The organism is Paenibacillus amylolyticus (assembly GCF_051136285.1).
In the GTDB taxonomy this organism is placed as follows: domain Bacteria; phylum Bacillota; class Bacilli; order Paenibacillales; family Paenibacillaceae; genus Paenibacillus; species Paenibacillus amylolyticus_F.
This window is the reverse complement of the sequence record NZ_CP194938.1, coordinates 196,661-218,346: the sequence shown is the minus strand read 5'-3', so window position 1 is coordinate 218,346 and position 21,686 is coordinate 196,661. Positions and strand designations below refer to the sequence as shown.

The window sequence follows — 21,686 nt, the reverse complement described above, 5'->3', positions numbered from 1 at the left end:
TGACGGAAACCAAAATGACGAGAACTAAGCTCCCTTATTAAACGACCTATTCAATTCAAAACCACACCACCAACGATGCCTAACATAACAATACTCCAAGGTGGGCATTTCCAGAAAGTCAGCAGTACAAAGAGTACACATATCAAGGCAAAATCTGCAGGTGACAACACGGCGCTTGTCCACAACGGCTGATAGAGTGCAGCTAACAGAAGACCCACGACTCCTGCGTTGATCCCTGCCAATGCACCTTGCATATGTGGGTTACTGCGAATCCCATTCCAGAAGGGCAATGCACCAATTATAAGCAAAAATGCCGGTAAAAATATAGCAATCGTAGCGATAAGCGCTCCTGCTCCGCCCATCGAAACAGTCCCAAGGTACGCAGCAAAGGTAAACAACGGACCAGGAACCGCTTGCGTTGCACCGTAACCTGCCAGGAAATCATCTTTACTAACTAACCCGTAGGGCACAAGTTCCTGTTCCAGCAGTGGCAACACCACGTGTCCCCCACCAAATACCATGGATCCTGCTCGGTACATGGAATCAAACAGAGCAATCCACTCCAAGTGTATTATCTGACGCAGAATTGGTAATATCACAAACAGACCTGCAAAAACAAATAAACACAGCACAGCCAAGCCGCGACGGATTGGAACATTCATTTTAACCACCGAAGCAATTGACGCATTACGGTACATCCTCCAGCCAATTAAACCTGCCAGCACGATCAATATGACCTGACTGTAAGGAACCGTCCATAATAAAGCTGCCGCAGCGACTAACACAGCGATGGTAATCCTCACTTTATCAGGGGTGAGCTTCTGAGCCATGCCCAGAATAGCATGGGCAACAATCACTACAGCTACAATTTTCAAGCCGCTGATCCAACCCGCGTGGCTCACATCGTATCCTTTGAACAAAAAAGCAAATGCCATTAAAACAAGCACCGACGGCAAAGTGAATCCGATCCACGCCATTAATCCCCCAAGTAGACCCGCACGCATAACACCAATGCCAATCCCCACTTGACTGCTGGCAGGCCCAGGGAGAAATTGACACAAAGCTACAAGGTCAGCATAACTCTGCTCGTCCATCCATTTTCGCTTGCGTATGTATTCATTATGAAAATAACCCAAGTGTGCTGTTGGGCCTCCAAAGGATGTCAGCCCCAGTTTGGTTGCAACCATCAGCACCTCCCAGAATGCCAACCAACGATTCGGTGGAACATTCTGCTCTTGTGAATTCGAAGCCGGATCGTCTGCATTCATACTCGCCCATCTCTCCCAGCAGGTCATTGTTGTTGTGACTGTTATTGTAATTGTAATTGTAATTGTAATTGGCCCTCATTTTTAACTTATCTCAAGTAACGGCTTCTCTTGATCTATTTTGTTATTTCACTAAGCGGAAGTTTGACATCCAGCAGAGCCATTGCCTCTTCTTTTTCCCGGCTGGTGACATGGGTGTATACGGTTGTCGTCTGAATGGAGGCATGTCCGAGCAATTCCTGCACTGTACGCAGATCAGCTCCCCGCCGCAGCATCATGGTGGCGAACGAGTGACGAAGCTTATGGCTGGAATAGCTTTGGCGCTGATGAGACGGCGCTTCCTTCTGGAAGCGTTCGAAGGTTTCTGTGGAGATGAGCTGCATGCTGCGAATGGAGAGACGCTTTCCTTTTTGCGATATAAACAAAGCTTCTTCTTTCTCGCCGCGCCAAGGATTCAGTCGCTCCTCGAGAGCCTGAGACAATACTTCTGCTACCGTTTCGGGAACGGGGATGGAGCGCCATTTCCGTCCCTTACCGAACACATCCAGTGTTCGCCGCTCGGGGTTATAGTCTTTGCAATTAAGCGCATGAACTTCACCCACACGCAGCCCCATGTAGCCCATAAGCAGAAAAATGGATAGATTACGGGTGCGGTACTTCCCCTCGACGGATGTTAGAAAACGTGTCAAACCACTTTCGTCCAGAAAGACGGGGGCACGATTTTTCTCCGTTTTGGATTTTTTGATACCAGATGCCGGATTAGTGGTCAGCACTTCAAGTTCAATGAGGGATTTGTAGAAACAGTTGATCGCCGCGTGTTTACGATTACGGGTAGCATCACTCACGCCACGCTCCCTTGCACGAGAAAGATATGAGAGTACATGCAGCTTCTTCACTTGATCCAGCGATTTTCCCTGAATAGAAATAAGGAATTCCACCACATCCCCCGTGTAGGATTTGACCGTATGTCCCGTGTAACCGGCATCCTTCATCCAGATATGAAAAGCCTCCAGTTCATCTGAATACTGCTCCTGAACCTCTTCATTGATCATCTACTCCCCTCACCTCCTCTGATTTCTCACATATTAACTGTACTGTATGAAATGACCTTACCATCTGCACACCGATGACAGAAAATGGATTCTCAAGTTAATGGAAAATCAACCTCTTCTACAATGACAACATCGGCCATTAGCAAAATCGTCTCCGGTTGGCCCTTACTGCGCGTAAGTACAAACGACGGAATTGGATTTTCATGAAGTTCATTCACGGATTCCGCAATTTGAACATACAGATCCAGATGAAATGTCTCTCCTTCGCCTGGAATATCAATAACTGGCCAATCTTTGCGAATGCAATCCGCCCAAAAAGCCAGTTCATTCGCTGGAACAATACTTAACCGCTGTACCTTCGGATCAATGTAAAATATGGCTTGTCGCTCAGGCCCATCCCCAAGCTTGTCCCATGCCAACATATTAGCGGCTTGCTCGTTTGGTGGAGAGTAAATGGAATAACACCACGGAGTCATACCCCATACTACCGCCATAAGCCCTTCTTCAAGTAAAATATCCAGCTGACCTTCTGTAAAATGTTCAATCAAATTATGGTTGCCTGTTCCGAACAGTTCTTCCACTCGCTTCGCAACACGATCCAGATCCGCAAGAATGAATCCTCTTCTGCCGTAGGAGTCGAACACATGATGATTTCGTGTCCATACTGCTGATGATGAATCGAGCATTGGGGCTTCTGCCGGGAACAGTGTAATATGTACGGTATTGACCTGTGCGTATTTCACCATTGCCAGCTGTTCCGGTTCCAACGGACCTTCGGCGATCCGAGGTGTTTTTCGATGCAGGGCAATGCGTACCTCATATTCTCCCGCTTCATAAGGTACCAGATCAAGTTCAATAGGATAACTTATGCCTTGAATTGAAGCAATCGAAATCCGACTATTCTCGGTCAAATGAATCGCATATTGTACGTACGATATTTCGGATCCATATAGAATGCCAGCATCCTCTCGGAGAATAGCTGTCTGCAGTTGCTGTGCGATCACGGAAACTTTGCGGCCATCCTCCAGATGTCGCTGCGGATCGATATCGAGCTGCACATCTTCTGCGTCACCCTCATGAGATATGATCAACTTCGCCTCTGTGAGAACCGTTGAGTCCGCGAGTGCAAATCCAAAATGCGACGAGTGTTCATTGTAATCGTTATGTAATAGTTCCTTCATAAATTAACCCCTCTCTTCGGTTCTGGTTGCAGATCACACCACCCAAATATATTTCATATTTGGTTTAGCCGCAACCCCGGCCTTGTCATACATCCGGCATGCTCCCTTTAACCCTTACCCATTCGAGTGTCGAGTCTAACGTACCAGAATTCATTTAACAATATTTTTTCGATATTATCCTTAAATTGTGCATATTTCTTCTTTCCCATTTCTTAACTCAAATAGCGGCACAAAAAATCCCTGCTCCTTCGTCTCGCGAATGGAACAGGGACTCATCATAGTTCACGTTTTTTGATTACTTCCGGTTTAGATTTTTGATTTCACTTCCGCCGAAGTGGATTCAAATGACTGTGGTTACGACCATACACAAAATAGATGACCAATCCGATGATCAACCATCCGAAAAATGTAATCCAGGTCAGCGCTGCAAGGCGAGTCATCAAGTAGAAACAGCCGAGAGCGCTCAAGATCGGAATCAACGGTACCAGCGGAACGCGGAATCCCCGTTTAAGATCAGGGTTATTTTTTCGCAATACGATAATCCCGAGACTTACTACTGCAAAAGCAAACAACGTTCCGATGTTTGTAAGCTCCGCCAGATGGCCGAGTGAAATGAAACCGGAAAACAAAGCAACAATAGCACCTGCAACCCAGCTTCCAATCGCCGGAGTTTGACTTTTGCCACTTACTTTGGAGAACACCGGGGATAACAATCCATCACGAGACATCGAATAGAGCAAACGGGTCTGACCATACATCATCACCAGTAATACCGTTGTAATACCCGTAATCGCTCCTAGAGACACAATCCAGGACAAGCCGTTTAATTGAACAAATTCAAATGCAAAGGCTACCGGATCACTCACGTTTAACATGTTATACGGCACGATACCTGTGAGAATCAGAGATACTACAATATAAAGAACGGTGCACACTGCAAGAGAAGCGATAATACCAATGGGCAGATCACGCTGAGGTCGCTTCACCTCTTCAGCCGCTGTTGATACAGCATCAAACCCGATATAAGCAAAAAACACTGTAGCGGCACCAGCGGTCACACCTGAAAAACCAAACGGCAAGAAAGGATGCCAGTTTGCTGGCTGAACATAAAACACACCCACCCCGATGAAGATCAATACGACGATAATTTTAATGGCTACCATGATCCCATTTGCTCTCGCCGCTTCCTTTACTCCTCGGGTAAGCAGGAACGTAATGATTAATGTAATTACAGCCGCGGTAATGTCAAAATACGTGCCTTTTTCCGGATTAAACGCACTCGTTAACGCATGAGGCAACTCTAGTCCGAATCCGGATAATAAGGTCTGGAAGTACCCCGACCAGCCGCTAGCTACCGCCGCACTCGCAAAGCCATATTCCAGAATAAGATCCCAGCCCAGAATCCAGGCAATCACTTCACCAAATGCGGTGTAGCTGTAAGTATAAGCACTGCCCGATGCCGGAATTGTGGAGGCAAATTCAGAGTAACATAGAGCGGCAAACGCACAGATAGTACCTGCCAATAAAAAGGATAACACCAGACCAGGTCCTGCATATTTAGCAGCTGCCACACCTGTCAGTACAAAAATGCCGGTACCAATAATCGCTCCAACGCCAAGCGTCGTTAGATCAAAGGCTCCAAGTGCCCTCTTCAATGCACCGCTCTCATTCGCTTCGCTGGCAATCGGTTTTTTGCGGAATAACATACTGATTCTTTCATTTCTGCTCATACACATGTTCCTTTCATGGTGAAGCTTGAATATGTTGCGACGTAATAACGACGAAGGTAGTCTCATCTGTTCTACGAAAAACTCATTTGTTCTATCTTAAGCATCACCTATAAAAACCTATCGAATTCTACACATTATCGCGTTGAATGATTAAATTTATTTTTGAGAGATAGCTGATTTTGACCTTAATCCACGAAAAATATCATGTTCTGTTACCCAGGTTAAATTATGAAAATGGATTTAAATTAAAACTGCGTATAATTTATATTATGCGCAGTTTTTTTTGAAGGCTTTAACAAACTAAATCGCGCTATATACTGTTGTTATACGAATTAACGCAGATGAAAGATATTTTCGGCTTTTTCCGCTGTCATCTCTTCTCTTAATTCGTCAAATGAGTACGCCTCCGCCAACCTGCAATCTATTTACAATCGTCTACAGTTTATACAAACAAAAAAGCCGCTGAATTCAGCGGCTCCTTGCAATCTTTCAATCAATCCCATTGTTGTGCCATATCTACATCTCTCGACTAACGATTATGGAGCAACGATACTTATCTGCACTGCTAATCCTAATGCAGATCTTCCCCATTGGATTCAATCACTTTTTTATACCAGTAGAAACTGTTCTTTTTACTTCTCTTCAGCGTGCCTTTGCCTTCGTTATCCTTATCTACATGTATGAAACCATAACGCTTGGCCATTTCACCAGTGGAAGCACTCACAATATCGATGCAACCCCAGGCTGTATAACCGATCAGGTTAACGCCAACACGGACAGCTTCTCTCATTTGTTCAATGTGAGCGCGCAAAAACTCAATTCGGTACATATCGTTATATGGTACCATCCTCTTCAACCACATCAACTGCACCCAGGCCATTCTCTACAATCATCATCGGAATGCGATACCGATCGTATACGTGGTTAAGCACGTACCGGAGTCCAACCGGATCAATCTGCCAGCCCCAGTCCGTAGCTTTCAGATATGGATTTTTGTATCCACCAAAGACATTACCTTGGGTCTCATCCCCCTCTGGTCGCGTACCTACCACGTGAGATTTGTAGTAGCTAAAGCTATAGAAATCAACACAACCTTGTTTAAGAACTTCTTCATCGTCTTCGGCCATCTGAATGCGGATATTTTTCTCTTCAAAATATCTCTTCGCAAAGTTAGGATATTCCCCTCTAACTTGTACGTCACTGCTCATCATATTGTTGATCTGATCCATTCTTAATGCCTGTAACATATCTTCCGGTTTACATGTACTTCCGTACCCATGGCTGTAATTGATCATACAGCCAAGTTTGAAGTCTGGATTGATCTCATGTGCAAGCTTGACAGCTTTGGCACTCGCCACGAATTGATGGTGCAGCGCTTGAAATCTCATCTGCGTGCTGTCCACTGATGTATTGTTAATGCAAACGGTGCCTCATAATGGGAGATTGTAACGATGAGTTCGATATTATATTTTTTCAGTTCATTGAACACATTGTCGTAAAATTGAAGCCCTGCTTCATGAGAAGGGTAATGAACCCCCTCTTCAGTCGTTATCGTAATGCGGAACCGTATGGGTTCCGCCCGTCATCATATCGGCTGTACTCGCTTTTTTACCATCAAGGTTCCAAGCACCTTCGTATTGATTCGCCGCTGTTGCACCACCCCACATGAAAGATTCAGGGAAACCATTTTTGTTATACATAAACAAGTCCTCCTTAAATAATCTTGATGAGATTTTCACCGATTGTTTCAGACAACAAAGCATTATTGAAATTCATACCCTGCTTGTAACGTGCCACAGCAAAGTTAATATGGTCCGTTAACGTTAGATATATATTTTCATTGAGTTCCTTGTTTAAGGACTGCTTGGCGTACTGAATGATTTTGATTTGAAAAGTAATACACATTATCGATTAGATCAAAAAGAAAAAATATAAGTAAAAGAGCCGTATTCCAGATTAACGGCCCTTTTACTTTATTTATGCTACCAATCTTACGAAAAAACAACCCGATTCGCATCGGACATCCGATATTGCGTCAGCAAATATTCCGTACTCTGCATGGCTTTGCGGCGAATTTCATCCAGATCCACATGTAACAATTTGCCCTCTCGCTTCACGGGTTTTCCGGCAACAAAAACCGTGTCCACATTGGATGGATTAGCAAATTGCACCACAGCTCCAATAGGATCATGCACCGGGAACAGATTCAGGTCTGTTGTACGAATCATAATTAAATCCGCTTCTTTGCCCGGTGTAAGCGATCCCGTTTTCTGCTCCAGTCCTAAAGCCCGTGCACCCGCAGACGTAGCAAATCGCAGCACCTGGCTTGCCTGCAAACTCAGTTCTCCAGGCATTTCCCCTTGTTGCAGCAATAATTCATTCGTTCGGGAACGTTCAGCTTGCAGGGCAAACTTCATCTGTGAGAACATGTCTCCACCAGTCGAGGTGACTACATCCACTCCAAGCGTTGGCGTACCTCCATGTTCCAGAAAATACCCTGTAGCTGGATAGCCATGTCCCATCATCATCTCGACTTCAGGTGTGACTGACAAAGAGGCTCCGCTATCTGCCAGCATTTTGAATTCATCCATGCCCATCGTATTCCCGTGAACAACATTGATTCGTGGACTAAGCAGCCCTGCCTCATACATTCGGCTGATCGAACGGTCCGCTGATCCCCAGCTCCCGAAACCGACATGCATCGAACAAATCGCATCCAGTTCTTCTGCAAGCCCTATGTCCTGCACCGTAGTATCCCAGTGGCTAAACTCTGGGCCGCGAATAGCAAGTCCATAGGTGAGTAGTTGATCATTCGAAGAGAAATATTTCGCTTTAACACCTCTAACATTTTCAGGATAAGCCAACTTGCTATCTCGATTCCAATACACCGTTTCACCTGGTACACCATGGGCAAAAACAGCACGAATTCCTGCATCCTGCAGTCCTCGAATCAGCTCATCCGTATGTTCAGCCGAGTATGGCATACTCCAGTCCAGTACTGTGGTCACGCCTGCGTTAAGCGCTTCCAGTGATCCGAGCAGATTGGCGATATAGCTATCCTGTGGACGAAGCTTGCTTCCCATCGCTCCATAGTACAAATTTTGCAGATATACAGGCAGCGACCAGTTTGTTCCCGCTGTTTTGACGAGTGATTCCCACATATGCCGGTGTGTATCCACTAATCCAGGCATAATAATCATGTCCGAAGCGTCGATGACCTCAATATCTGCATCAGACACCTCGATATTCGGTTGAATGGCCGCAATCACAGAATCCTGAATAAGTACATCTGCCCTGTTATACTGACCAATACGAGCATCCATCGATAATACACAACCGTTCTTCAAAAGATAACTTGTCCCCATGAGACACCTCTCCCATCATAATGGTTTGTAAAATGATCCAATCTGCATTGCTTATTTCCTTTTGCTTATGACTATATTTTCGCTAGTATATATACATTATATATCAAGTATTATTATTTATCAAATTCTGGAAGAGATAACTCCAATCTACATGGAGTTCATGGATCATACATAGTTAAACCAGATTGCTAAACTTCATGCTTTTCCTCAACTGGAGTGTTGTTTTCTAAAAAAACACTTGAACTGATAGCGTTTACAGGAATAAGATGAACTTCATAAGGTTACAACTTGTTCAATACACTAATTAATTGAATAGGATCTTCGGGGTAGGGTGCAATTCCCAACCGGCGGTGATGTTCTTATAGAACCAGCCCGCGACTCGCTGTTTAAGGTTACGACCTGGCAGCGACTGACTTGGTGAAATTCCAAGGCCGACGGTACAGTCCGGATGAGAGAAGATCAACACAATGGCAGGCCGTATAGGGGAAGTCTTTTCCTTGACGCCTTGTCTTTGAATGGTCCCCCGTATATTTGGCGTACGCCAATACGGGGGATTTTGTCGATTTTGCCAACTGAAGATTCCGTGTTCTGACGAAGGAGTCCTGAATATGGAAAACACATCAACTGCATCAACGATTTATCGCAAGGAACGAAGTAATACCGGCTTTTGGCTGGTTGTGCTGGGCGCAGCGCTCTGGGGTGTAGACCCGTTATTCCGCATCCTTTTGCTGAAAACGATGACTTCTACACAGATTGTTCTAATCGAACACATCATCGTCAGTCTTGTCGCGATTCCGGTATTATGGAAATTTAGGGATGATCTGAAAAAACTGCGTGCACGTCACTGGATCGCTGTTATCTTCATCTCCTGGGGCGGCTCAGCCCTGGCAACGGTATTATTCACTTTGGCGCTTACCCATAACGACCCCAACACGGTATTGTTATTGCAAAAAATGCAGCCACTCTTCGCGATTGTACTTGCGAAATTAATATTAAAAGAAACGCTGCCGCGTCACTTCGGAGGACTGTTCATTATTGCGCTGGCAGGAACGTACTTGCTTACGTTTGGCTTCTCACTGCCGCTCGGCAACTGGAATAACTGGATTCATGCAGGGAGTCTGTTATCTCTTGGTGCCGCAGCCTTATGGGGTGGATCTACGGTCATGGGTCGACTGATGCTGGGGCAGGCAAGATACGAAACGGTGACATCCCTTCGCTTTGTCGTTGCACTTCCACTCCTGATCTTCATGACCTGGAATGAAGGCGCACCTTGGACACTTCCCGCAGGTACAGGCGCACAAGCAGCTGTTATTCTGAATATTCTGGGGCAGGCACTATTGCCAGGATTGCTCAGTCTGCTTCTCTATTACAAAGGATTGTCGTCAACCAAAGCTTCTGTCGCAACCTTGGCCGAACTCAGCTTCCCGATGGCCGGTGTGCTCGTGAACTGGATTGCTTTCCGTACGCTGATAACCTGGGAACAATTGCTCGGCTTTATCCTGATCTGGATCGCACTATTCCTGATCTCCAAACAGCAGGAACGTTCTACACCGATCGCCGAAGCCGCACCCAAACTTCGCACGGAGTAATACATTTTCATGTGATTCAAACAACCTAAGCACTGTTTCATCTTAAAGAGGTGAGCAGTGCTTTTTTTCTGCTGTTTTTTCTTCTATTATGATGGCTTATCGTTTTGTCTTTTGTCCGTCTAGGTGGTACGATGGCTTATGGAACTTGGAACATGAAATCAAACAGGAACTATTTTCAGAGAGGAACGATTACTAATGTCTTCATTCTCATATACCTCCTATGACGCCATAGGACTCGCCGAACTGATTCGCTCCCGGGAAGTATCCCCGGTTGAACTGCTTGAAGCTGCCTATGCACGTCTGGAAGAAGTGAATCCGCAACTGAATGCAGTTATTCGTACATATGAAACACGTGCTCGGCAAGAAGCCAGCATGGTTAGGCCTGGAGAACAGCCATTTGCGGGTGTGCCGTTGCTACTCAAAGATATTTCTCAATCTTTGGAAGGTGAACTTCTTACCTCTGGCTCACGTCTTTTCAGCAAACATCGTGCCCTTCGCAACTCCAATTTCGTAACACGTCTGCAAGAAGCCGGCTTTATTGTAATCGGACATACGAATACACCAGAATTCGGATTAAAAAATATAACCGAGCCCTGGCTGCATGGCCCTACACGTAATCCATGGAATGTGAACCATTCTCCCGGCGGCTCTAGCGGCGGTGCCGCTGCAGCAGTGGCATCCGGCATCGTACCGCTTGCAGGAGCAAGTGATGGCGGAGGTTCCATTCGAATCCCTGCTTCATTCAGTGGTTTATTCGGACTAAAACCGACACGCGGACGCACTCCGGTTGGTCCGGGCGTTGGACGCCAGTGGCAGGGAGCCTCCATTGATTTTGCCTTATCCCGCTCCGTCAGAGACAGTGCTGCACTACTGGATACCCTTCAGATTATTCAGCCGGAAGCCGCATTCCATGCACCGTTATTCCCCGGAAGTTACCTGGCTGATATGAACTATCCGCATCATCGCAACTGGCGTATCGCTTATACGACAGATTCACCTGTCGGCACACCTGTCAGTGAAGGTGCCAAAGATGCGGTGATGAAACTAGTCCGTTTCCTCGAGGCTCAAGGGCATCATGTCGAGGAAAAGTTAAGTCCAGTCAATGGCGTACGCTTGATGGAAAACTATTACATGATGAACAGTGGTGAGATGGCCGCAATGATCTCCTCGATGGAACATGGCTTGGGTCGTTCACTCACCGCAGATGATATGGAGATTGAGTCGTGGGTACTCGCTGAAGCCGGCAAAAAAGTATCTGCTGCTGAATTTGTGCACAGTTTGGCAGAATGGGACGTGGCAGCTGCGCAGATGTCTACGTTGTTTGAACGGTATGATTTTTACATCACACCTGTCAACGCTTTTCCTGCACCCCGAATTGGAGAATTGACGCCACACTCAGAGCAGATTCAACATCTGATGTCTGTCAGCGATCTGGACAAAACAGCACAGCAAGAGCTGATTTATGAGATGTTCAAGCCAAGTCTCACCTATACACCTTTCACGCAGCTTGCGAACCTTACAGGTCAGCCGGCCATTAGTCTTCCTCTGCATTTGACTGCAGAAGGTTTGCCAATGGGCGTTCAGGTTATGGCAACGAAAGGCCGTGAAGATTGGTTATTACATCTGGCGGGACAAATCGAATCCTCCGAACTGTGGCTTGGTATGAATGGCAATCCAATGTTCCCGACCTCGACAAAAGGCTAAAACTCGCAAAAATGCAAAAAAAGCCAGCAGTATTATAAACTGCTTGGCTTTTTTGGGGGTATAAGTTTACATAATAATTATGATGTAATATATATCTGAACCACTTTTTAACCGGATAAATTTTCCTATCTTTATTATAGTTGTGCCACCCATTCTATTCCCTTTTAATTCCTATTTTTTTGAGCCAATCACTCAGATAATTAGCCCCACGGGACGCTAATAAGCCAGCAGCTACAGTAGATGAGTATGCGGCTATTCCGGTAAGTCCGAATGGATTAAGCCCGAATGCAAATGCCAGTCCTACGCCTACTATAATGGAAACGGTATACGTGACTGTATCCTTAATAGGTATTGCTTTCTTAATAACCTCAGTGATCGCTTCTGTTAAACTCGCGACAAGCATCCAAAGACCGATTGCACCTACTGCTGTAGCCAGTACGCCAGTTAAAGATACCATTATTTATTCACCGCCCTGGCAATTAGGATTGTGTTTAGGAACGCCAGTTCAGAAGCAGTCAGCGTACCATTCTTGGCTTTGGTAATCCAAGCATCGTCCGTAAAGAACCCTTTATCCTTAAAGTCTGTCAGGTTCTTTACAAGCATATCTATTGCCCATTTATCAAGCTTCATAGGTTCATCGTCCTCCGATACTTCAGTTTTAGTTGGTGATTCAGGCGTACTGCAGTCCTTCAGTTCAGCCGCCACATCGTTTAGGAATTGAGTCTTACTGATCCCCAAAATTTTCAAGGCGTTCTTGTAAGGATCGGACTTGCGATTCGGATCAAGCTCATTATGGCCTGAAATGCGCTTCAGGGGATTCAGTCCGTACTTGTTACACAGATACGCCATATACCACACATACCGTTTGTAAGCTTCTTGGTTATTGATGTTCCCCTTCTTATTGGAGTAACACAGTTCTACCCCGATTGCATGGTCATTGGAGTCAAACCCGTAAAGGTCATTGTCTGTAGTGACGTTGTACAGCACGTGCCATGCCTTCTCAGTGAGCGGCACACACTCAATGATGTTCTTATCATCAATAAAGGTATGCGCAGAAGCACTCTGGGCGTTAGCAGAGTTCGTATAATAGTTCACGTTACCCACCGCTGTACTGCCGTCATTACCTGTGTCATGCGCCACAATGAATTCAATTCCTCGGTTCTTTAGACCGGAACGTCTCTTCGTATTGACTGGTATGTATTGCTGTACAATCGAATACTTTATCTTGAAAGCCACCTATTTCACCCTTTCTATTCAATCTTTGGAGTACGATCCCTTACCGTTTCCTCCACGATATGATTGACACTTTCTACTTGAGCATTACTAGGAACGGTAAGGGTAGTTTCTATATTGGGAGTCTTGAACTCCCTCACTGTCTGTACTGCGAACACCCCGCCCACAATGGTCATAACGACAGGGCTAAGGCTTATTATCACCTCAATCGAGATAGCGCTGACCGCCACCCCGAAGAAAGGTACAAAGAATGCAACAAGCAGAAATAGTGCAAACAGACCACCGAACAGTACCATTAAGAAATCCTTAGCGGAGAAGCCGTCACTATCGTTCCAGAATGCGTTCTTTGCAAACTTCCCCATCTTAGCGCACGTTCCCCCTCCGGCTTGAGAGTTGAGCCACCAATTGCTCTACCTTGATATTCAGTAGCCTGTTCTCACTAATCAGTTCCATGTTTTCCTGACGAAGCGTGATGACTTCGTTGCTTAGTCTCTCAATCTTTTCTTCCGAAGCTGTGAGACGTTCAATCAACCTTTCACGGAAGGCTTGCTCGTCTTTGGAGAGCAGCTCTCTATCCGTTACCTTGTTATTGTTTTTGCCGCTGGCGTAGCCGATTACACCGGATACAGCAGTACCAACGAGGCCAACGATTGCTGTGATTACACCTACGTCCATATCTGTCACCTGACCTTTTCTATCTGTTTGTGGGTACGTTGATAAGTCACATAATAATCCGGTGTATATTGTGTGACTAAAAACAACGGGATGTGATGTAATAATGAATTATGCGGAGAAGCACTCTACCTGCAAACAGTTAAGAATTTGTCCGAATTGACCATAGAAAGTTACGAACGGGATATCAAAAGTTTTTTTCTGTCGAAACAACTCCTTCTGACATAATTACAGCCATCGAGTCATCCTATATTAGAAAATAAATAGCGCATCTTGACGTTCTTGGTAGTACAAGGTCTTCTGTTAGCGGTGAAAAGAAAATAAAGCAATCTCTGAAGCTGAAGTTGCCGCTTTGATATACACAGCTAAATTCCATCTGCTTGCAACTACAATATAGGTAATTTCACCTAAAAAATAACCCCTACCGAGTATGGTAGGGGTTATTCCTCGTTACATAATGAAGCAATATCCGTAGTCAGCAACTACATCAATTGTGGATATAAGATCGTTACGGTAAAGCACGTAAATTTTCGATGGGACTGTATGGAATTGCCATGTTTCGATGAAGGAAGGGATGTCTGATTTATCGGACTGCCTAGCTACAATTCTACCGTCGAGGTCTTTGTTAGCACTTCTTCTGATAGTGATTGTAGAAGTCAGGTCGAATTTCTCAGTTCTCCTTACCTTGATGCTACAGCTTAGTAGGTCGCTTTTCTCCAAAATTTCAAAGCGCATAGGGATTTCAGAGAATGCACTTCTACGGACAGTGATTTTGGAGTTCAGGACTTTCCATTGAATGGTGTTAATGCTACCTCCAATGTCGCTGTTGTCTCTCTGCCTTACGACAATCTTACCGATCTTCTCGTTATTTCCCCAAACCCTTACAGCAATCTTGGAAGTCAGGTCAGCAGTAGCCGCCCTTCTTACCGTAACTGCGCCCTCTAACTCCTTGAAGATGTGAATTTCAATGGATGACTTGAGGTCTTTGTCAGCGGACTGGCGAACCGTAAGTCTACTTGGTAGGTTATTGTGAACGTGCGCTTCGATGTAAGACACCAAGTCGCTGTCAGCCACAGGAATAATGAATACTTTACCTGTCATTTTGTTGAGTGCAGGGATACCCAAAGCTGTAACAAGGTCAGAGTTCCCTCTGTAAACTATATTCACATCAGAGTCTAGGTCTTCTACTCCATTTCCGCGAACCACCATGTTGCCTGTGATATCTGTAATGGAGTGGATAAGGACATTAACATATCCCTCTATGTCAGACGATGGATTTACTTCAATGCTTGATTCAAGGTCAACATCGCCAACGGGAATGAAGTCTGCTTTACCTGTCATCCAGTTGTCGAACCTTACACCGATTGTCGATGGGAGGTAGTTACTGATTAACGGAATAATTACAGAAACTAGGTCTCTGTTCTCGTTCCTAATAATCGTCGCTTGCCCCGCCAAATCGTTCTCACCAAACGCCTGTACTGAGATTGTGCCAGTGAACTGAGACCACTCTTGAACCTGAAGCATGGACGGAATCTCGCTGATGAAGCGGTTTTTAATTCCGATAACTGCCATAAGATCTTTATTATCGTAGGCAGGGACGGCGATGTGAGATGCTAAGTTACCTGAAATGATACGAATACTCGAAGGGATCATGTTTGCGCCCCAAACTTCAAGGCTTCCCAAGATGTCATTCATATACTTCACGTAAATTTTACTGCTCAGATCTTCTGTTTCACCGAACATTACGAATAAGGAGGATGCGATGTCTCTTCGCTCAAGCACCTCGATCGTAGACGTAATGTCAGGTCTGCCTACTGCCAAGACCCCTTCAAAGGCTTCGCCGTCTTCCCTTCTTACCTCCGCACTAGAATCGAGGTTGGCACTTCCGTTGACTTTAATCGAGCACTCAATTGAGAATCGGCTTACGCTAACAATTCCAGTGATGGAGGTGTCGCTTTCAGCTTGGACTTTCAGTGTGGAGTCGAGGTCGTCACGGTCGCTTACCTCTATGCTTGATGTAAGTTCAGGTCTGCTTACTGCGATGCCCGCCGCCAAGTCGCTGTCAATTGCTGCCTTGACTGTAATCAAGGACGCCATATCGGCAGGAAGCTGGACTTCAATGCTAGATGTAATATCTGGAACACTTACCGACAATAAGGTTGGTAAGTAAGCGAACCACGTAGGCTTTACTGTAACCTGAGAGGCAAGGTTTTCGGTGTATCTTACATACACCGTACCAAGCAAACTGTTCCCGAGCACATACAGCGATGCTAGGATGCTATCGTCAGTTACCACGTTGACGTTCAGTTCGGAATACAGATCTTTGTTAACAGCGGCGTAAACAGAAATCTGACCGCTTAGCTCACTCTGATCGTACTTCTGTACCACAACTGAACTAGTAAGATCTTCGTTGACTTTCTGCTTGGCTGTCACTGAACCACTGAATTTGTCAATAGATACTGCTATGGTAGATGGAAGGTCTTCTCCTGTTTCGCCGCGAACCGTAAACGACAACTGAATGTCGTTATGAGGAGTGACGTACAGACTCGAAGGTCTTTCCCTAGCGTTTACGATAATCCAAGAGAAGAAGTCTTCATTCTCAAACACTTTTACGCTGACCGTAGAGTCCAAGTCTTTTCTATTTTTAACGTAGAAGCTGATTGGGAAATATGGTCTGCTCACGGTAATCGAGCCGTCAATTTTCGATGTGTTCTTATTCGCAACCCCTAAAGTAGCAGCAAGAACAGCGGCACCTCTATACATGACCTTAACCTTAGATGGCATATCAGGCTTACTTACAGTTACGCTACCGATTATTACATTATTGCGTGTTACTTCAATACTGGATGAAATCTCTACGTCGAGTCTTGCAGGGATTCGCACTCTCAGTCGGGAACTCAGGTTCTTACGGTACGTTACCATGATGAAGGAATCAATGTTCGCCCGCCCACTGCTCCAGATTGCAGGATTGTAGTACGTGACTTGCAGTTTAGGCGCGTAGCCTTGAGACTCCTTGGAGAAGAAATATTCATACTTGCCGTCAGTTTCGTCTTGAGCTACAAGGTAAAAGTCAACAAGTGTTTCCCCTGCCAAGTATCTGTCGATTACATACTGCGTCACGTCGAATACAACGCAATTTTCGTCCGTGTTTACTTCGTAGCTTGTCGTAATCTCCGAGCCTGTATTCGGACGGTTAATCCAAGTTACCCCGTACTCCGACCACTGCCCCGTCACAGCCATGAGACGAAGTGTTTTCGTGGGGGCTTGACCGTAGTAAAGCTTGAGTTCAACCTTGTCAACTTCGTAGCCGTCTTTCAGATTGTCGATGTTAAAACCGAGTAACGAGCGAAGTCTGTTGCCTTGATAGTTCCCCACTGCGAAGGAAGTCTCTTCACCGTAGTTCAGGGTAGGAATAGCTTCCCTTACGTATGTGTCCTTCACAGCACTTAGAGTTTCATGCTCACGGATTGGCTGAGTGATATCCACAATACCCGTCATCCTGTTCGTAGGCGCTACACCTAGTACAGCAAAGATATCCTTAGACCCGCCCGTTGTTACATCGAGCGTTGTTTCCAAATCGCCATATGCACGGATCTTGGCTGTCAGCTTACCGAGGAAGTCGGAGTGACCGACATAAACTACTCTAATCGAGCCGCTCAGGTTATTGCGCTCAAGGACTTCCAACTTACCGTTAATGTCTTTTCGGTTAAGCACGTAAGCTTGAGAGTTAAGGTTATCTGTGACAGACCGACGAACAACGATACGCCCTGCGAGGTCTCTTGTAATCCATACGTCAATGTTAGCAAGGAGGTCGTCTTCTTCTGTTCTTCTGACTATGAGTTTACTGTTTATTGATTTTTCAAAGGTCTGCCGTACCGTAATCGAACCATCCAAGAGATTGTATTGATATACGTCAATGACGGAATCAATGTCACTTGCCAAACGCACCCGTACAATAAACTTGGAAGATAAGTATTCGTTTCCGTAAGCAGGAATCTCAAGTCTTCCGGACAGGTATTCAGAGTTGACACGGATACTCGAAGGAATCATGCTTGCCCCAACTACGTCAATCTCAGACCAAACGTTCTGTCTGTGAGGAACGTCAATTTGGGAGAGGAGATTATCACCCTCTAAGCGTCTTACGATAATAATCCCTACGATATCACTGTAGATTTTCGGGAAGATATTACCGAACATGTCTGAACGGGAAATGCTCAAGGAACTGCCGATACTGTGATTATCTGTGCGCCTTACAGTAATCTTGCCAGGCAGGTCACTCATAAATCTCACATACACCTTAGAAGGCATATCAGGGATGGATGCGACAATGCCTGAAGGAATCTCAGTGATGCGAGAATGTCTTACTACGATTCGACCGCCGAAGTCGGAATAAGGATTCACTTCAATTTTACCGATAAGGTCAGGTCTACTAACCGAAATACGGGACGCGATTTCCGAGACGTCTCCACCCTGTACGGTCATCGTACCTTCGATATCATCGCGGTACAGTACGTCAATAATACCTACCTTGACTTTTTCGCTGACAACGAAGCTGGATGGGATGTCAACATCTATCGATCGCTGAACGGTGATTATGCCAACCTTGTCAATGTAAGGACGGACAGTGATTGTTGAAGGTCTATCCTTGATGTTTACGATAATCCAGCCGTATAGTGAATCTTCTCCCCAGACACGTACACCCAACTTTGAAGGGGTGTCTTTGCGGTTAGCTACGTACAATTTTGTTTGAAGATTTGGTCTAGATACTGTCAACTTGCCGTTTTCGAGGTCGAACAGACCAGCTTCGCGGATACGGATGGTCGATTTCATATCTCCCCAAGTGCTCTGCTTAACTGTACCCTTACCTGTCATATTCGGACGACTAACCGTGAAACTGGACGGCAAGTTTTCGAAACGTTTACCGGATGGAGTGACTGTAATCTTACCTGTTAAATCGTTGTTGCCGCTATACTTGTGGACATTGATTTTAGAAGTCAGATTCGCTACCCTTGGGTATGTAACCAAGATTTTAGTATCAATTCCAGAACGTCCTGTACTACGAATCACTTCATCGAAGTAAGTGTACTCGAGGGACGGTGCTTGGCTTACTCCTGCATCCATTGAGAAGAATTGCACGGAGTTAGCAGTCTCGTCAGCCGCTACTAGATACAAACTGATATCGTCCGTGCCTTGCTCTTTCGCCTGAAGGATGAAGTCAGTAATGTCAAAGGTAATGAACCCTCTCGCTTCGTCAGCGAAGTGCATTCCTTGGTTTACTATAGCCCCCATCTCAGGTTGGTTGCTCCACGTTACGCTATTCTCTGTCCAAGAGCCATTGACTGCTCTTAGTTCAAGAGGAATCGTCGGAGTTCTACCAAGAGAGTGCTTCAGCTTGAGGATGATTCTTTCAAGCTTGTAGTCCGTGCTCATGGATAAAATGTTAGTGATGTTGAACCCGATTAAGCTTCTAAATACTTCTTGTCTTGCTTCACTGTAACCTGCGACCAAAGTTTGCTCCGCACCATAGTTCAGCTTAGGGTAAGCTTCCCGAACAAATGCGTCACGTTTGGCAGTCAAGATATCTGTGATGCGCATAGGTTGTGTGATATCCACAATAGCAGTCATGCGGTTAGCAGGTGTTACCCCCAACGTCGTACGAAGGTCTGACACTTGGTAAACGTTAATGTTACCGCTGAGTTCGAGGTCGTTTGTGCCCCAAATGAAGGAAGTACCTGTCATTAGGTTGCTGAATCGAACACCGATTGTGGACAGAACGTCATTATCCGTCTTAACGTTTACGGAGAGTTTGGAAGACTTGTTATAGCCGTACATAACTCCTTCAATGGTCTGCTCCAAGATGTAGTCGCTACTTACACGTAACTGCATCGAGAGGTCTTTGTCCGCAGGGTAAACAGCGTAAATGACCGAAGCCAAGTCTCCTTTTGACTCGCCCCAAATCGTAGGCACTTTACCTTGAAGTTCATTATTCTCTCTGATTGAGATTCGGCTGTTAAGATACTCGTTCTTGGTTCTAATGACGTTAACCTGAGAAGTAATGTCACTGTCTCTTACGCCCCAAATAAACGCTGTACCGTCTGCTGAGTTCGTCTCGCGGACAGATATCTTGCCTTGTAGGGATTCAACCATAGGCGGTGATACTGCGATTCTTCCCGCCAAATCGTCTCTAGTCTCTGTAGTCTTTTGATTCACCGTGTGTGTTGCTGTAAAGTAACTATACTTAGAGTCAATTCTAAAGTCTGCCAAGAACGTTGTGGATCTTGGGTAAACCATGCCGTTTATTGTAAAGTTAAAGCTTCCGTAACCATAATTAGTGGTTCCATGACCCACCTTAAAATTAAAGAGCTTCGACTTAGGCAGTAGGTCTTGATACGTCGTCAGGTTTAGTGTCTGCTTCGTGCTAGTCGTATCGGAAGCCGCCAAAGTTACGCTTGTAGTCTTAGGCAGTAGGTCTTGATACGTCGTCAGGTTCAGTGTCTGCTTCGTGCTAGTCGTATCGGAAGCCGCCAAAGTTACGTTTGTAGTCTTGGGTAAAACAACGTGCGAAGCCGAAAAACTCGATCCTACACCGATGACGGACTCTGCTGGCAATTCAATCACTCCTTATCCCATTGTATTGAGATGAAAAACCCATTACTCTGCGGAAGTGACTGTAGCAGTAATATTGAACTGCCCTGCGCCCGTCACGCCATCATAGGTCTTTACTCGAACATATAAATCAAACTCCCTGCCACGTAGTATGTTAAGTCCCTTCAGCTCAAGTGGGTTACTGTTATCGGTAAATGAAGCGTCCAGACTAAATTGAAGTTCAGTCAAATCGGACACTCCATCGGCCCTTGTCCAAGCAAAGGACATTTCTGTAATTTTATACATATAGCCGTTCTTCAGTCTTATTTTCTTAACAGGAGACATGCCGCCTTCGAGTACTGCCCCGAAGTCGATGTTCGAGATGGGTCGACCTGCATCCAGAAGCAGGAACGTTCTGAAGTCTTCGAACCATAACATTGGATAAGTACTTGGCTGTAACACCCAACGTGTATACGTGATATCAGGTTGCGAAGAGTTCAGGTTGTACATAAATGCGGGGTCTTTAATGGTTAACTCTGTCATTGCTGTGGCCAGAGAGATGTATCCGGCATAGTTCATTCTATTACTGTAGTACAGGTTGAACTGCTTGGTTGAGTCACCGTTCTGCATGTTACCAGACACCCCACCACAGTAGCTGGCGTTAGCTACTGTGGTGATGGTGTTAGATGCCCATACGTTGTACATGACTGCACTAGCACTAGCAGAACTTCCTACGACAGCACCGAAGTAATTGCCGTACATAGCAAATGTTACATTCAACACATAGACGTTGCGAATTGTGCCGTTACTTAACAGCCCACAAATCGCACCTGAGTAAACCGATCCTGATAAGTTGCCACCTCTTACGTAAACATTCTCAATCAGTGCTGCGGCGTTATTCATGGCCCCGCATACGGCACTCTGGTAACCCTGCGAGGAATTGTTTATGTTAATATTCTCCATACCAAAGTTCTTGATCGTACCCGTGCCTAGTTGGGGAAACAGCCCACTATACGCTGTGTTTTGACGGTTAAAATAGTTTCTGATTACATAGCCATCCCCGTCGAACACGCCATTGAATGCTACCGTGTGACCTAACGCGAATCCAGTGCCCGTGTTGTAAGGGGCGACGTTGAGGTCGATATCGTTCGCAAGCTTCGCGTTCTTCGTGTTGTAAAGCGTGTTGGACTTGCTACAGAATTCAAACAAGTCGTAAGCATCTTCAATGAGATATGGGCTATTGACAGAACCATCCCCACCTTTAAATACACCATTTGCCATTATCCATTCACCTCTCTAAGAGTAGTTTT

At 45.5% G+C, this 21,686-nt stretch carries 13 protein-coding genes, 2 pseudogenes and 1 riboswitch; of the genes and pseudogenes, 2 read left to right on the top strand and 13 right to left on the bottom strand.

Annotated features, from left to right (window positions below):
* Positions 1-50 precede the first annotated feature (50 nt).
* The 7 genes and pseudogenes from ACR8BL_RS00980 to ACR8BL_RS00950 all read right to left on the bottom strand — a co-directional run bounded on the left by ACR8BL_RS00980 (position 51) and on the right by ACR8BL_RS00950 (position 8,593).
* Complete coding sequence (locus ACR8BL_RS00980) at positions 51-1,268, bottom strand: chromate transporter (RefSeq protein ID WP_434750877.1); 1,218 nt, start codon at positions 1,266-1,268, stop codon at positions 51-53.
* A gap of 113 nt (positions 1,269-1,381) precedes the next feature.
* Positions 1,382-2,317 carry a tyrosine-type recombinase/integrase gene (locus ACR8BL_RS00975; protein ID WP_434750876.1) on the bottom strand — a complete coding sequence of 312 codons (936 nt, stop codon included), beginning with the start codon at positions 2,315-2,317 and terminating at the stop codon, positions 1,382-1,384.
* A 92-nt stretch (positions 2,318-2,409) separates the two neighbouring features.
* Positions 2,410-3,498, bottom strand: coding sequence for a hypothetical protein (locus ACR8BL_RS00970; protein WP_434750875.1), 1,089 nt, complete (start codon positions 3,496-3,498; stop codon positions 2,410-2,412).
* Positions 3,499-3,818: 320 nt separating this feature from the next.
* Positions 3,819-5,204 (bottom strand): amino acid permease, encoded by a 1,386-nt coding sequence (locus tag ACR8BL_RS00965; protein ID WP_434756519.1) that lies wholly within the window; start codon positions 5,202-5,204, stop codon positions 3,819-3,821.
* Positions 5,205-5,799: 595 nt separating this feature from the next.
* A pseudogene (locus ACR8BL_RS00960) lies at positions 5,800-6,928 on the bottom strand (glycoside hydrolase family 1 protein).
* 46 nt (positions 6,929-6,974) lie between these two features.
* Positions 6,975-7,109 (bottom strand): annotated as a pseudogene (locus tag ACR8BL_RS00955) (PRD domain-containing protein); the annotation flags it as partial.
* 110 nt (positions 7,110-7,219) lie between these two features.
* Positions 7,220-8,593: an amidohydrolase family protein gene (locus ACR8BL_RS00950; protein ID WP_434750873.1), complete on the bottom strand. Its 1,374-nt coding sequence runs from the start codon at positions 8,591-8,593 to the stop codon at positions 7,220-7,222.
* Between the two features lie 313 nt (positions 8,594-8,906).
* Positions 8,907-9,057, top strand: a riboswitch (FMN riboswitch).
* A 144-nt stretch (positions 9,058-9,201) separates the two neighbouring features.
* Between ACR8BL_RS00950 and ACR8BL_RS00945 the strand changes: the two genes are divergently transcribed.
* Both ACR8BL_RS00945 and ACR8BL_RS00940 read left to right on the top strand, forming a co-directional pair.
* Positions 9,202-10,182, top strand: a complete 981-nt coding sequence (locus tag ACR8BL_RS00945; protein ID WP_434750872.1) for a DMT family transporter — start codon at positions 9,202-9,204, stop codon at positions 10,180-10,182.
* Positions 10,183-10,377: 195 nt separating this feature from the next.
* A complete protein-coding gene (locus tag ACR8BL_RS00940; protein WP_434750871.1) occupies positions 10,378-11,886 on the top strand; it encodes an amidase in 1,509 nt (502 codons plus the stop codon).
* A 154-nt stretch (positions 11,887-12,040) separates the two neighbouring features.
* Here ACR8BL_RS00940 and ACR8BL_RS00935 read toward each other — a convergent pair whose 3' ends face one another.
* From ACR8BL_RS00935 to ACR8BL_RS00910, 6 genes are all read right to left on the bottom strand, one after another.
* The gene (locus ACR8BL_RS00935) at positions 12,041-12,343 is read right to left on the bottom strand and encodes a hypothetical protein (protein WP_434750870.1); all 303 of its coding nucleotides are present in this window, start codon (positions 12,341-12,343) and stop codon (positions 12,041-12,043) included.
* Positions 12,343-13,122, bottom strand: a complete 780-nt coding sequence (locus ACR8BL_RS00930; RefSeq protein ID WP_434750869.1) for a peptidoglycan recognition protein family protein — start codon at positions 13,120-13,122, stop codon at positions 12,343-12,345. Before ACR8BL_RS00930 ends, ACR8BL_RS00935 begins: the two co-directional genes overlap by 1 nt.
* 14 nt (positions 13,123-13,136) lie before the next feature.
* Positions 13,137-13,481, bottom strand: coding sequence for a hypothetical protein (locus ACR8BL_RS00925; protein WP_434750868.1), 345 nt, complete (start codon positions 13,479-13,481; stop codon positions 13,137-13,139).
* A 1-nt stretch (position 13,482) separates the two neighbouring features.
* Entirely contained in the window at positions 13,483-13,794 is a 312-nt protein-coding gene (locus tag ACR8BL_RS00920; protein ID WP_434750867.1) for a hypothetical protein, read from the bottom strand.
* Positions 13,795-14,241: 447 nt separating this feature from the next.
* Positions 14,242-20,400 (bottom strand): DNRLRE domain-containing protein, encoded by a 6,159-nt coding sequence (locus ACR8BL_RS00915; RefSeq protein WP_434758309.1) that lies wholly within the window; start codon positions 20,398-20,400, stop codon positions 14,242-14,244.
* Between the two features lie 42 nt (positions 20,401-20,442).
* Positions 20,443-21,657, bottom strand: coding sequence for a hypothetical protein (locus ACR8BL_RS00910; RefSeq protein WP_434750865.1), 1,215 nt, complete (start codon positions 21,655-21,657; stop codon positions 20,443-20,445).
* Between the last annotated feature and the right edge of the window lie 29 nt (positions 21,658-21,686).

Excerpts from the sequence above, each read along its gene's own strand:
- ACR8BL_RS00980 (WP_434750877.1), bottom strand. The coding sequence starts at position 1,268 with ATGAATGCAGACGATCCGGCTTCGAATTCACAAGAGCAGAATGTTCCA.
- ACR8BL_RS00975 (WP_434750876.1), bottom strand. The coding sequence starts at position 2,317 with ATGATCAATGAAGAGGTTCAGGAGCAGTATTCAGATGAACTGGAGGCT.
- ACR8BL_RS00970 (WP_434750875.1), bottom strand. The coding sequence starts at position 3,498 with ATGAAGGAACTATTACATAACGATTACAATGAACACTCGTCGCATTTT.
- ACR8BL_RS00965 (WP_434756519.1), bottom strand. The coding sequence starts at position 5,204 with ATGTTATTCCGCAAAAAACCGATTGCCAGCGAAGCGAATGAGAGCGGT.
- ACR8BL_RS00950 (WP_434750873.1), bottom strand. The coding sequence starts at position 8,593 with ATGGGGACAAGTTATCTTTTGAAGAACGGTTGTGTATTATCGATGGAT.
- ACR8BL_RS00945 (WP_434750872.1), top strand. The coding sequence starts at position 9,202 with ATGGAAAACACATCAACTGCATCAACGATTTATCGCAAGGAACGAAGT.
- ACR8BL_RS00940 (WP_434750871.1), top strand. The coding sequence starts at position 10,378 with ATGTCTTCATTCTCATATACCTCCTATGACGCCATAGGACTCGCCGAA.
- ACR8BL_RS00935 (WP_434750870.1), bottom strand. The coding sequence starts at position 12,343 with ATGGTATCTTTAACTGGCGTACTGGCTACAGCAGTAGGTGCAATCGGT.
- ACR8BL_RS00925 (WP_434750868.1), bottom strand. The coding sequence starts at position 13,481 with ATGGGGAAGTTTGCAAAGAACGCATTCTGGAACGATAGTGACGGCTTC.
- ACR8BL_RS00920 (WP_434750867.1), bottom strand. The coding sequence starts at position 13,794 with ATGGACGTAGGTGTAATCACAGCAATCGTTGGCCTCGTTGGTACTGCT.
- ACR8BL_RS00910 (WP_434750865.1), bottom strand. The coding sequence starts at position 21,657 with ATGGCAAATGGTGTATTTAAAGGTGGGGATGGTTCTGTCAATAGCCCA.